The sequence below is a fragment of the Micromonospora sp. IBHARD004 genome (assembly GCF_052814115.1).
The window spans coordinates 5,658,199-5,670,753 of the sequence record NZ_CP199934.1 but is presented as its reverse complement, the minus strand read 5'-3'; the positions used below and the strand labels follow the sequence as shown (position 1 = coordinate 5,670,753).

The following is a 12,555-nucleotide window of genomic DNA, read 5'->3' as shown; positions in this document are numbered from 1 at the left end:
AATCCCGGATGTGGGGTTTCTGTCCATCTTCATCCTTTTCCGCGAAATTTATGCGTGTTGCGGGGGAAAAGGGGCGGCTTGACCGCTGTTTCCGGTCATCCTGAACGGGTCCGAACGTGGCCGGCTCCTGCGGGGAGAGCTGATGAACCGGGCCCAGCTCGACAAGTTGTTCACCGTCCTGCTCGCCGGCGTGCTCGCCGGGCTGGTCCTGGCGGCCGCCGCGCTGCCGCTCGCGCTGGTGTTCGGGCTCGGCTTCAAGGGGCTGCTGCCCTACTCGGAGCTGCCCGAGTCGCTGCGTACGCCGCAGCCGGCGCAGCGGTCCAACCTCTACGCCAACGACGGCCACACCCTGATCACCTCCTTCTACGTGGAGGACCGGGTGGACGTGCCGGTGGCCGAGGTGGCCCTGGTGATGCGGCAGGCCATCGTGGCCGCCGAGGACGTCCGGTTCTACCAGCACCACGGGGTCGACGTCCGCGGCGTGGTCCGGGCCTTCACCGTCAACAGCCGGGACGGCCGGACCCGGCAGGGCGCGTCCACGCTGACCATGCAGTACGTCCGCAACGCGCTGGCCGGCGATCCCCGGCTGACCGAGGAACAGCGGTCCCGGGCCACCGAGATCAGCGCCGGCCGCAAGATCCGGGAGATGCGCTACGCGCTGGCCCTGGAGCGGGAGCTGGACAAGGACCAGATCCTCAGCCGGTACCTGAACATCGCCTACTTCGGCGCCGGCGCGTACGGCATCGCGGCGGCCAGCAAGCGCTACTTCTCCACCGAGCCGGCGAAGCTGACCCTGGCCCAGGCGGCGCTGCTCGCCGGCCTGGTCCGTTCACCCGACACCGACGACCCGATCAACGGCGACGCCGACGCGGCGCTGGGCGGCCGGGCGTACGTGCTGGACCGGATGGTGGAGACCGGCCAGGTCGCCGCCGCGGACGCCGCCCGGGCCAAGGACGAGCAGCTCATCCTGCAACCCAGCGCGACGCCGAACGACTGCGCCGCCGTGCCCGCCCAGCACAACGACTGGGGCTTCTTCTGCGACTGGTTCACCCGGTGGTGGAAGGCGCAGCCGGCCTTCGGCGGCTCCGCCGACGAGCGGCAGCGGACGCTGCGCCGCGGCGGCTTCAAGATCGTCTCCTCGCTCGACCCGGACGTGCAGCGCCAGGCCACCGAGCAGGTGCTCCAGGTCTACGCCGTCGACAACAAGCGGGCCGCGCCGACCGCGGTGGTCCAGCCGGGCAGCGGCCGGGTGCTGGCGATGGCGGTGAACCGGAACTTCAGCGTGGCGGCCAACCCGACCGGCCAGCGCAACTACCCGAACACCGTCAACCAGCTCGTCGCCGGCGGCGGGGGCATCGTCGGCTACCAGGCCGGCTCGACCTTCAAGCTGTTCGCCCTGCTGGCCGCCCTGGAGTCCGGGCTGCCGCTGGCCACCGCCTTCGACGCGCCGGCCCGGATCGTCACCAAATACCGGGTCTCGGGTGGTACGGCCAGCTGCGGCGGGTACTGGTGCCCGACCAACGCCAGCCCGACGTGGATGGACGGCGACCAGACCATGTGGAGCGCCTTCGGCCGCTCGGTGAACACCTACTTCGCCTGGCTGACCGAGAAGGTCGGCGCGGACCGGGTGGTGGAGATGGCCGAGCGGCTCGGCATCGTGCTGCGCGCCAAGGACGACGCCGCGCTGGCCCGCTACGGCGCGAAGGAGTGGGGACCGTTCACCCTCGGCGTCGCCGCCACCACCCCGCTCGACCTCGCCAACGCGTACGCCACGGTGGCGGCCGAGGGGATCTGGTGCGCGCCGACGCCGGTCACCTCGATCAGCGACAGCGCCGGCCGGAAGGTGGCCGCCGGCGATCCGGACTGCCGGCAGGTGCTCGACGCCGAGGTGGCCCGGGCGGCGACGGACGCGGCCCGCTGCCCGGTCGGCGACCAGTCGATGTACCGGCGCTGCGACGGCGGCACCGCCGAGAAGCTCCAGCCCGGGCTGCGCCGGCCGCTGGCCGGCAAGACCGGCAGCTCGGACCGGAACGCGACGGAGACGGTGGTCGCCTTCACCCCGCAGCTCGCGATCGCCACCATCGCGGCGAACCCGGACGATCCCCGGGACGCGGTCGGCGGCGGTGTGCAGGCCCGGCAGATCACCGCGGTGGGCCGCCTCCTCGCGTACGCCCTCCGCAACCAGCCGGTCCTCGACTTCGTACCCCCCAGCGAAACAACCGCCTACCGCGTCACCGCCCCCCGCGCCGGCAACTAACCCCCGCCCGAGGGGAGGGGGTCAGCCGGGGCGGGGGAGTGGGCGGAGGGGCGTTCGCACGACTCCCAGTGTGCGGCCCCATAGACTCCTTCGCTGTGGACAACGCGAGGGACACCTTCTGGGGCCCGGACTTCCAGCAGCTCAGCGCCGTCGACCCGGAGATCGCAGGGGTGGTGCTGGGCGAGCTGGAGCGGCTGCGCGGCGGCCTGCAGCTGATCGCCAGCGAGAACCTGACGTCCCCGGCGGTGCTCGCCGCGCTCGGCTCGACGCTGACCAACAAGTACGCCGAGGGCTACCCGGGCAGGCGCTACTACGGGGGCTGCGCCGAGGTGGACCGGGCCGAGGAGATCGGCATCGCCCGGGCGAAGGAGCTCTTCGGCGCGGAGCACGCCAACCTCCAGCCGCACTCCGGCGCGAGCGCCAACCTGGCCGCGTACGCGGCGCTGGTGCAGCCGGGGGACACGGTGCTGGCGATGGGTCTGCCGCACGGCGGGCACCTCACCCACGGCAGCCGGGTGAACTTCTCCGGCAAGTGGTTCCACACCGTCGGCTACACCGTCCGAGCGGACACCGAGCTGATCGACTACGACGAGGTGCGCGACCTCGCCCGGGCGCACCGCCCGAAGATGATCATCTGCGGGGCCACGGCCTACTCCCGGCTGATCGACTTCGCCCGGTTCCGGGAGATCGCCGACGAGGTCGACGCGTACCTGATGGTGGACGCGGCGCACTTCATCGGGCTGGTCGCCGGCCGGGCCGTCCCGTCGCCCGTGCCGTACGCCGACGTCGTCTGCTTCACCACCCACAAGGTGCTGCGCGGCCCGCGCGGCGGCATGATCCTCTGCCGGGAGTCGCTGGCGCCGCGGATCGACAAGGCGGTCTTCCCGTTCACCCAGGGCGGCCCGCTGATGCACGCCGTCGCGGCCAAGGCGGTCGCCCTGCGCGAGGCCGCCCAGCCCGAGTTCCGGGCGTACGCCTCCCAGGTGGTGAGCAACGCCCAGGCGCTCGCCGCCGGCCTGGCCGCCGAGGGGATGCGCCCGGTCTCCGGCGGCACCGACACCCACCTCGCCCTGATCGACCTGCGCGAGCTCGGGGTGACCGGCGCCGAGGCGGAGGCCCGCTGCGACGCCGCGGCGGTCACGCTGAACAAGAACGCGATCCCGTACGACCCGCAGCCGCCGATGGTCGCCTCGGGCATCCGGGTGGGCACGCCGAGCGTCACCACCCAGGGCATGCGCGAGGGGGAGATGCGGCAGGTGGCGGCGCTGATCGCCCGCGCGGTCCGCACCGACCCGGGCGGTCCGGGGGGCGCCGACGAGCTGACCCGGATCGCCGCCGAGGTGGCCGAGCTGGTCGCCGCCTTCCCGGCGTACCCCCGTGGCTGAGCCCGGGGCGCGCGCGGCGGAGGCGGCCGCGGACCGGGGCTGGCGGCTGCGCCACCTGCCGGTGCTGCTGATCGCCTCGGCGGTGCTGGGCGCGCTGGCCGCGGTGGTCGGCGGGGTGACCGGCGGGGCGGACGCGGCGCTGGGCGCGGCGGCCGGGGTGGCCGTGACGGCGGTCAGCTACACCCTCACCACCGTCGTGCTGGCCTGGGCCGACGCCCGCGACCCGCAGCTGGTGCTGCCGTTCGGGCTGGGGCTCTACGCGGCGAAGTTCACCCTGCTCGGCGCGGTGATGATCGGGGTGGCGGCGACCGGCTGGCCGGGGCTGATCCCGCTCTGCCTGGGCATCGCCGCCGGGGTGGCGGTCTGGACCGGCGTGCACGTCTGGTGGCTGACCACTGTGTACGCGCGCCGGCCCCGACCCTGATCCGATCGGGGCGCCGACCAGCGCCGTCCCAGCTTTCGGACGGCACGCCGGTGTGTCCGCGATCGGTCATTCTCTCAGTGGCGAGAGGGGAGTAGCGTGCCTCCAGACGACTTCGCCCACCCGTGTCCCACACAACCAGGTTGTGCGGGGGGTGAGGCACAGCCTCGTCCACTCGACTGATATCGTTCGCCCCGTCATGGCCGGTGACCAGAAACCCCCCAGCACTGGCGGCACAGGCGACGTTCCGTCCGGTGCCGGCCAGGGTTGGACCGCGCTCTCGTACCTCATCGGGGGCATGCTCGTCTGGGGCTTCATCGGCTGGCTGGTCGACCAGTGGCTCGACTCCGGCGGCATCGCCACCGGGATCGGCGTCGTGCTCGGCATGGCCGGGGGGATCGTCCTGGTCGTCCGCCGACTCGGCACGCCTACTTAGGAAGGGACGCGGTGTTCGGACAGGCAAACGTCCTGGCAGCGGGCCAGGCGGAATTCCCACCCAAAGTGGAGGACTTCTACCTGCCCAGCATCCTGCCCTGGGGTGCGCACGACTCGTACTGGTTCACCAAGATCACGGCCATGGTCTGGATCGCCGTCGGCGTCCTGATCATCTTCTTCCTGGCCAGCTACCGGAACCCGCAGCTGGTGCCGACGAAGAAGCAGTGGTTCGCCGAGTCGATCTACGGCTTCGTGCGGAACAACATCGCCGTCGACATGATCGGGCACGCGGGGGTGCGGTTCGCGCCGTACTTCACCACGCTGTTCTGCTTCGTCCTGCTGACGAACGCGTTCGCGATCATCCCGTTCTTCCAGATCTCACCGAACTCGCACATCGCCTTCCCGGCCTTCCTCGCCGTGATCAGCTACGTGCTGTTCAACTACATCGGCATCCGGCAACACGGCTTCGTGAAGTACTTCAAGCACTCGCTGATCCCGCCGGCGCCCTGGTACATCCTGCCGCTGCTGATCCCGATCGAGTTCTTCTCGACCTTCCTGGTCCGGCCGTTCTCGCTGGCCGTCCGTCTCTTCGCGAACATGTTCGCCGGCCACATGCTCCTGCTGGTCTTCACGCTCGGCGGCTTCGCGATGCTCAGCGCCAACGCCTGGCTGGCACCGGTCTCGGTGCTGTCCTGGGTGATGACCATCGCGCTCACCTTCCTCGAGTTCCTGGTGATCGTCCTGCAGGCCTACGTCTTCACGGTGCTCACCGCCAGCTACGTGCAGGGCGCGCTCGCCGAGGAACACTGATCCACTTCCGCACCAACCGTTGTCGTCCCGCGTGACCGTCACGCGTGATAACCAGGAGGAACCCACTAATGGACATCTACGCCGCGGTAGAGGGCAGCACCGCCGCCATCGGCTACGGTCTCGCGGCCATCGGCCCGGGCATCGGCGTGGGTCTGGTCTTCTCGGCCTACATCCAGTCGACCGCCCGCCAGCCGGAGTCGTCCCGGATGACCCTGCCGTACGTCTGGATCGGCTTCGCCGTCATCGAGGCCCTCGCGCTGCTGGGCATCGCCTTCGGCTTCATCTGGGCCGGCGCCTGATCCAGCCCCTCTGACCGGGAGGTTTTCCCATGTTCTTCCTCGCCGTTGAGGGTGGTGAGACGACCCACAACCCGATCATCCCGCTCTGGCAGGAGATCGTGGTCGGTGGGATCGCCTTCATCGTGCTCTGCTTCGTGCTGATGAAGTTCGTCTTCCCGCGCATGGAGCAGACGTTCCAGGCCCGGGTCGACGCGATCGAGGGTGGCATCAAGCGCGCCGAGGCCGCCCAGGCCGAGGCCAACCAGCTGCTCGAGCAGTACCGGGCCCAGCTCGCCGAGGCGCGGACCGACGCCGCCAAGATCCGGGACGACGCCCGGGCCGACGCGGAGGGCATCCGCCAGGACATCCTCGCCAAGGCGCGGGAGGAGTCCGACCGGATCATCGCGGCCGGCAAGGATCAGCTCGCCGCCGAACGGGCCACCATCGTGCGCGAGCTGCGTACCGAGGTCGGCACCATCGCGGTGGACCTGGCCAGCAAGATCGTCGGTGAGTCGCTCGCCGACGAGGCGCGGCGCAAGGGCACCGTGGACCGGTTCCTGAGCGGTCTCGAGAGCGCGGGGGCCCGCTGATGCAGGCCGCCAGCCGGGAGTCGTACAAGGTCGCGGCCGAGCGCCTCGACGCGTACGCCCGCGGCGCGGAGCCGTCGGCGGTGGCCTCCACCGCCGACGACATCCTCTCCGTCGCCACGGTGCTGCGGCGCGAGCCGCGGCTGCGCCGGGCGCTGTCGGACCCGGCCCGGTCCGCTGAGGACCGCGCCGGGCTGCTCACCGGCATCCTGGGCGGCAAGGTGGGCGCGGACGCGCTCGACCTGCTGACCGGGCTGGTGTCCGGCCGCTGGTCGGCGCCGTCGGAACTGCTCGACGGCACCGAGCGGCTCGGCGTCGAGGCGCTGCTGGCCAGCGCCGACAAGGCCGGCGACCTCGGCGAGGTCGAGGACGAGCTGTTCCGTTTCGGTCAGGTCGTCTCCGGTCAGTCGGCGCTCTCCAACGCGCTCTCCGACCCGATCGCCCCGGCCGAGCGGCGGGCCACCCTGGCCCGCGACCTGCTCGCCGGCCAGGCCCGCCCGGTCACCGTCCGCCTCGTCGAGGCCGCGCTCGGCGGGTTCGGGGGACGCTCCTTCAGTGGTGCGCTCACCCGGCTGGTCGAGCTGGCCGCCGACCGGCGGGACCGTCAGGTCGCGTACGTGACCGTGGCGGCTCCGTTGAGTGACGAGGAGGAGCGACGCCTCGGTGCCCGCCTCTCAGAGATGTACGGTCGAGAGGTTTCCGTCAAGCAGACGGTCGACCCCGAGGTGCTCGGTGGGGTGAGCGTGCGGGTCGGCTCCGACCTGTACGACGGCACCGTCCTGCGCCGCCTCAACGAGACCCGCAACGCGCTCGCGAAGCGCTGACCAGCGTCTCCGCAGCCCTGATTCGACGCCATCGGACCGGTCGGTACTAGGTATCCCGGGCCCCTGAAATTTAAGGAAGCAGAGGATGGCCGAGCTGACCATCTCGACGGAGGAGATCCGCGGCGCCCTGGAGCGCTACGTCTCCTCCTACTCGACCGACGTCTCCCGCGAGGAGGTCGGCACCGTCGCCGACACCGGCGACGGCATCGCCCACGTCGAGGGCCTGCCCTCGACCATGACCAACGAGCTCCTGGAGTTCGAGGACGGCACGCTCGGCGTGGCGCTGAACCTCGACGTCCGGGAGATCGGTGTCGTCGTTCTCGGTGACTCCGCGAAGCTCGAGGAGGGGCAGCGCGTCAAGCGCACCGGCCGGGTGCTCTCCGTGCCGGTCGGCGACGCCTTCCTCGGCCGCGTGGTCAACGCCCTCGGCCAGCCGATCGACGGTCTCGGCGACATCTCGAACGAGGGCTTCCGCGAGCTGGAGCTCCAGGCCCCGAACGTGATGGCCCGGCAGTCCGTGTTCGAGCCGCTGCAGACCGGCATCAAGGCGGTCGACGCCATGACCCCGATCGGTCGGGGCCAGCGGCAGCTGATCATCGGTGACCGGAAGACCGGTAAGACCACGGTCGCCCTGGACGCCGTGCTCAACCAGCGGGACAACTGGCGCTCCGGCGACCCCAAGAAGCAGGTCCGCTGCATCTACGTCGCCATCGGCCAGAAGGCCTCCACGATCGCCTCGATCAAGGGCATCCTGGAGGAGGCGGGCGCGATGGAGTACACCACGATCGTGGCCTCCCCGGCCTCCGACCCGGCCGGCTTCAAGTACCTCGCCCCGTACACCGGCTCGTCCATCGGGCAGCACTGGATGTACGGCGGCAAGCACGTCCTGATCATCTTCGACGACCTGAGCAAGCAGGCCGAGGCGTACCGGGCCGTGTCGCTGCTGCTGCGTCGCCCGCCGGGCCGTGAGGCGTACCCGGGTGACGTCTTCTACCTGCACTCCCGCCTCCTGGAGCGCTGCGCGAAGCTCTCCGACGAGCTGGGCGGCGGCTCGATGACCGGCCTGCCGATCATCGAGACGAAGGCCAACGACATCTCGGCCTTCATCCCGACCAACGTCATCTCGATCACCGACGGTCAGATCTTCCTCGAGACCGACCTGTTCAACCAGGGCGTCCGGCCGGCCATCAACGTCGGCACCTCGGTCTCCCGGGTCGGTGGCGCCGCGCAGGTGAAGCCGATGCGGAAGGTCGCCGGTTCGCTGCGGCTCAACCTGGCCCAGTTCCGCGAGCTGGAGGCGTTCGCCGCCTTCGCCTCCGACCTGGACAAGGCCTCCCGGGCCCAGCTGGAGCGCGGCTCCCGCCTGGTCGAGCTGCTCAAGCAGCCGAACTACTCGCCGTACCCGGTGCAGGAGCAGGTCGTCTCCGTCTGGGCCGGCGTCGAGGGCAAGCTGGACGACATCCCGGTGGGCGAGGTCCGTCGCTTCGAGTCGGAGTTCCTCCAGTACCTCCGGCACAAGCACGAGGGCACCCTCGTGGCGATCGCCGACAACAAGTGGGACGACGAGATCATCGGCACCCTGGACCGGGCCATCACCGAGTTCAAGCAGATGTTCCTGGGCAAGGAGGACGAGCAGCGGATCAACGAGCCCGCCGCGAAGCCGCTGGCGGGCGAGGAGAACCGCGAGACGGTGACCCGCTTCCGGGACGGCTCGACCGACCGCCCGGTAGAGAGCTGATCCATGGCGGCCCAGGTTCGCGTTCTTCGCCAGCGGATCCGCTCGGCGAAGGGGATGAAGAAGATCACCAAGGCGATGGAGCTCGTGGCGACGAGCCGGATCGCCAAGTCCCAGGCCCGGGTGGAGGCGTCGCTGCCGTACGCCCAGGCCATCACCGGCGTGCTCACGGCGCTGGCGTCCAACGCGCGGATCGACCACCCGCTGCTCACCCCGCGTGAGCGGGTGCGGCGGGCCGGCGTCCTGCTGGTCACCAGCGACCGGGGCCTGGCCGGCGGCTACAGCTCCAACGCGATCAGGACGGCGGAGTCGCTGATCGCCCGGCTCAAGGCCGACGGCAAGGAGCCGGTGCTCTATGTCGTCGGGCGCAAGGGCGTCGGGTTCTACCGGTTCCGCAACCGGGACATCGCGGCGAGCTGGACGGGCTTCTCGGAGCAGCCGTCCTTCGCGGATGCCCGCGAGGTGGGCGAGACGCTGATCAAGGCGTTCTCGGCCGGCGCGGACGACGCGGACGGCCGCGCCGGGGCGGACGGGGTGCTCGGCATCGACGAGCTGCACATCGTCTTCACCGAGTTCCACTCCCTGATGACCCAGACGCCGGTCGCGAAGATCATCGGCCCGATGCAGGTCGAGGACCGTCCGCGGTCCGAGGGCCTGCTGCCGGCGTACGAGTTCGAGCCGGAGGCGGAGTCGCTGCTCGACGCGCTGCTGCCGAAGTACATCAACACGCGGATCTACGCGGCGTTGATCGAGTCGGCGGCGAGTGAGTCGGCGGCCCGGCGGCGGGCGATGAAGGCCGCCACCGACAACGCCGAAGACATGATCGAGAAGTACACGCGTGAGATGAACACGGCCCGCCAGGCCGGGATCACCCAGGAGATCAGCGAGATCGTCGGCGGCGCGAACGCGCTCGCCGCGTCGGGAAGTGAAGTGTGATGACTGCCCCAGTAGAGACCAAGACGGCCACGGGTCGCGTGGTCCGGGTCATCGGCCCGGTCGTCGACGCCGAGTTCCCGCGCGACGCCATGCCGGCCCTGTTCAACGCCCTGCACGTGGACGTGACGCTCTCCGGCGGCGAGAAGAAGCTGACCCTGGAGGTCGCCCAGCACCTGGGTGACAACATGGTCCGCGCCATCTCGATGCAGCCGACCGACGGCCTGGTCCGTGGTTCCGAGGTGCGCGACACCGGCTCGGGGATCAAGGTTCCGGTGGGCGACGCGGTCAAGGGCCACGTGTTCAACGCGATCGGCGAGGTCCTCAACCTCACCGAGGGCGAGACGCTCACGCCGGACGACCACTGGCAGATCCACCGCAAGGCTCCGGCCTTCGCGGACCTGGAGCCGAAGACCGAGATGCTGGAGACCGGCATCAAGGTCATCGACCTGCTCGCCCCGTACGTCAAGGGCGGCAAGATCGGCCTGTTCGGCGGCGCCGGCGTGGGCAAGACGGTGCTCATCCAGGAGATGATCACCCGGGTGGCCCGGAACTTCGGTGGTACGTCGGTGTTCGCCGGGGTGGGTGAGCGCACCCGCGAGGGCAACGACCTCATCGCCGAGATGACCGAGTCCGGCGTCATCGACAAGACCGCGCTGGTCTACGGCCAGATGGACGAGCCGCCGGGCACCCGGCTGCGGGTCGCCCTCTCCGCGCTGACCATGGCGGAGTACTTCCGCGACGTGAAGAAGCAGGAGGTGCTGCTCTTCATCGACAACATCTTCCGCTTCACCCAGGCCGGTTCCGAGGTCTCCACGCTGCTCGGCCGCATGCCGAGCGCCGTGGGTTACCAGCCGACCCTGGCCGACGAGATGGGCGAGCTCCAGGAGCGGATCACCTCCGTCCGGGGCCAGGCCATCACCTCGATGCAGGCGATCTACGTGCCCGCCGACGACTACACCGACCCGGCGCCGGCCACCACGTTCGCCCACCTGGACGCGACCACCAACCTGGAGCGGTCGATCTCCGACAAGGGCATCTACCCGGCCGTGGACCCGCTGGCGTCCTCGTCCCGGATCCTCGCCCCGGAGTTCGTCGGCACCGAGCACTTCGCGGTGGCCACCGAGGTCAAGCGGATCCTGCAGCGCTACAAGGACCTGCAGGACATCATCGCCATCCTCGGTATCGAGGAGCTCTCCGAGGAAGACAAGATCACCGTGGGCCGGGCCCGGCGGATCGAGCGCTTCCTGTCGCAGAACACCTACGCCGCCGAGCAGTTCACCGGCGTGCCGGGCTCGACGGTTCCGATCGCCGAGACCATCGAGGCGTTCAAGAAGATCAGCGAGGGCGAGTACGACCACTTCCCCGAGCAGGCGTTCTTCATGTGCGGCGGTCTCGAGGACCTCGAGGCCAAGGCCAAGGAGCTGATGGAGGGTTAGACCTCGGTCACACCCAGTGGAGGCCACCCCGGCGTCAGTCGGGGTGGCCTCCATCCGTTTCGCGGCCGGTGGTAGCAGATGTCCGGTTCGGCGGCAAGCGGTTCGCTGGAACGCGGGGTACCGTTCGTGGCACCACGCTCACCTTTCGGGCGTGGATCTCTGCAACGAAATGGTCGCGCACGCCCGTCTTCCAGTTATGGGCGTGACGAATGGAGATGCTCGTGGGTAAGGCCGGCACGGACGGCGGTAAGCGGTCCTTCTGGCGCGGTGTCCCCCGGTGGGCCCGCGTCTGCACCGTCTTCGGCGTGGTCCTCATGCTGCTCAGCGGCGGGGTGCTGGTCGGCTACGAGGCGCTGCTGTCCCGTTACGAGGGCGCGGTCGGCAAGGGCGACCTCTTCGGCGACCAGGCGGCGGGCGCCCAGCAGCGCAAGAGCAACATCAAGGGCCCACTGAACATCCTGCTGGTCGGTATCGACCCCCGCAACCCGGAGACGCCGCCGCTGGCGGACTCGATCATGATCCTGCACGTGCCGGCCGGGATGGACCGCGGCTACCTCTTCTCGCTGCCCCGGGACCTGCGGGTGGAGATTCCGAAGTTCCCCCAGGCGAACTACCCCGGCGGCACCGACAAGCTGAACGCGGCCATGTCGTACGGCAGTCGGGTCCCGGGGCGGAACCCGGACGCCGCGCGCGGCTTCGAGCTGCTCGCGAAGACCGTCCAGCAGGTCACCGGGATTCAGCGCTTCGACGCCGGCGCGATCATCAACTTCACCGGCTTCAAGAAGATCGTCGACGCGATGGGCGGCGTCGACATGAACATCGAGCGGGACGTCCGCTCCGAGCACCGCAAGCCGGACGGCACCATGCGCCAGCTCAAGCCGGGCGGCGGGGGCTACCTCGGCCCGCAGGCCGAGTACAAGAAGGGCAACGCGCACCTCAACGGCTGGCAGGCGCTGGACTACGTGCGCCAGCGCTACCCGAAGAACGGGGTGCCGGACGCCGACTACGGCCGGCAGCGGCACCAGCAGCAGTTCGTCAAGGCGATGGTCAACCAGGCGTTCAGCGCCGACGTGGTGACCAATCCGGTCAAGCTGGACCGGGTGATCCGGGCCGCCGGCCAGTCATTGATCTTCAACGGCCGGGGCAACAGCGTGGTCGACTTCGCGCTGGCCCTGAAGAACATCCGGTCGGGCTCGATCGAGACCATCAAGCTGCCCGGGGGGCCTATCGGCACCGGCTCGGCGTACAAGGGGGAGCGGCTGCTGCCGGCGGCGCACGACTTCTTCGCCGCCATCCGCACCGAGCAGGTGGACGCCTTCATGCTGGAGCACCCCGACTTCAAGCAGAAGAACAGTTAGCGTGAGCGCGAGCGGGCCCCGGCGCACGCCGGGGCCCGCTCGCGTGGCACCGGGCGCCCACCGGTGGCGCAGCTCTCGCCACCCGCGTTGGGG

General features: G+C 70.3%; 12 protein-coding genes. All 12 read left to right on the top strand.

The features are described from left to right. Positions 1-142 precede the first annotated feature (142 nt). The 12 genes from ACTWO6_RS27610 to ACTWO6_RS27555 all read left to right on the top strand — a co-directional run bounded on the left by ACTWO6_RS27610 (position 143) and on the right by ACTWO6_RS27555 (position 12,462). Positions 143-2,257 carry a transglycosylase domain-containing protein gene (locus ACTWO6_RS27610; protein WP_446216666.1) on the top strand — a complete coding sequence of 705 codons (2,115 nt, stop codon included), beginning with the start codon at positions 143-145 and terminating at the stop codon, positions 2,255-2,257. A 95-nt stretch (positions 2,258-2,352) separates the two neighbouring features. Beyond that, positions 2,353-3,642 (top strand): serine hydroxymethyltransferase, encoded by a 1,290-nt coding sequence (locus tag ACTWO6_RS27605; protein WP_446216665.1) that lies wholly within the window; start codon positions 2,353-2,355, stop codon positions 3,640-3,642. Beyond that, the gene (locus ACTWO6_RS27600) at positions 3,635-4,066 is read left to right on the top strand and encodes a hypothetical protein (RefSeq protein WP_446216664.1); all 432 of its coding nucleotides are present in this window, start codon (positions 3,635-3,637) and stop codon (positions 4,064-4,066) included. Before ACTWO6_RS27605 ends, ACTWO6_RS27600 begins: the two co-directional genes overlap by 8 nt. Positions 4,067-4,262: 196 nt before the next feature. Then, entirely contained in the window at positions 4,263-4,499 is a 237-nt protein-coding gene (locus tag ACTWO6_RS27595; protein WP_446216663.1) for an AtpZ/AtpI family protein, read from the top strand. Positions 4,500-4,510: 11 nt separating this feature from the next. Then, positions 4,511-5,308 (top strand): F0F1 ATP synthase subunit A, encoded by a 798-nt coding sequence (gene atpB, locus ACTWO6_RS27590; protein WP_446216662.1) that lies wholly within the window; start codon positions 4,511-4,513, stop codon positions 5,306-5,308. Between the two features lie 68 nt (positions 5,309-5,376). Beyond that, on the top strand, positions 5,377-5,607 hold the full coding sequence (locus ACTWO6_RS27585) for an ATP synthase F0 subunit C (protein ID WP_130339524.1): 231 nt from the start codon (positions 5,377-5,379) through the stop codon (positions 5,605-5,607). Positions 5,608-5,636: 29 nt separating this feature from the next. After that, the gene (locus ACTWO6_RS27580) at positions 5,637-6,176 is read left to right on the top strand and encodes a F0F1 ATP synthase subunit B (protein WP_446216661.1); all 540 of its coding nucleotides are present in this window, start codon (positions 5,637-5,639) and stop codon (positions 6,174-6,176) included. After that, positions 6,176-6,997: a F0F1 ATP synthase subunit delta gene (locus ACTWO6_RS27575; RefSeq protein ID WP_446216660.1), complete on the top strand. Its 822-nt coding sequence runs from the start codon at positions 6,176-6,178 to the stop codon at positions 6,995-6,997. Before ACTWO6_RS27580 ends, ACTWO6_RS27575 begins: the two co-directional genes overlap by 1 nt. Positions 6,998-7,082: 85 nt before the next feature. Further along, the gene (atpA, locus tag ACTWO6_RS27570) at positions 7,083-8,735 is read left to right on the top strand and encodes a F0F1 ATP synthase subunit alpha (protein ID WP_446216659.1); all 1,653 of its coding nucleotides are present in this window, start codon (positions 7,083-7,085) and stop codon (positions 8,733-8,735) included. A gap of 3 nt (positions 8,736-8,738) precedes the next feature. Continuing rightward, on the top strand, positions 8,739-9,668 hold the full coding sequence (locus ACTWO6_RS27565; protein ID WP_446216658.1) for a F0F1 ATP synthase subunit gamma: 930 nt from the start codon (positions 8,739-8,741) through the stop codon (positions 9,666-9,668). Beyond that, positions 9,668-11,104 carry a F0F1 ATP synthase subunit beta gene (atpD, locus tag ACTWO6_RS27560; RefSeq protein WP_446216657.1) on the top strand — a complete coding sequence of 479 codons (1,437 nt, stop codon included), beginning with the start codon at positions 9,668-9,670 and terminating at the stop codon, positions 11,102-11,104. Before ACTWO6_RS27565 ends, atpD begins: the two co-directional genes overlap by 1 nt. A gap of 215 nt (positions 11,105-11,319) precedes the next feature. Next, positions 11,320-12,462 carry an LCP family protein gene (locus ACTWO6_RS27555; RefSeq protein WP_446216656.1) on the top strand — a complete coding sequence of 381 codons (1,143 nt, stop codon included), beginning with the start codon at positions 11,320-11,322 and terminating at the stop codon, positions 12,460-12,462. Positions 12,463-12,555 lie beyond the last annotated feature (93 nt).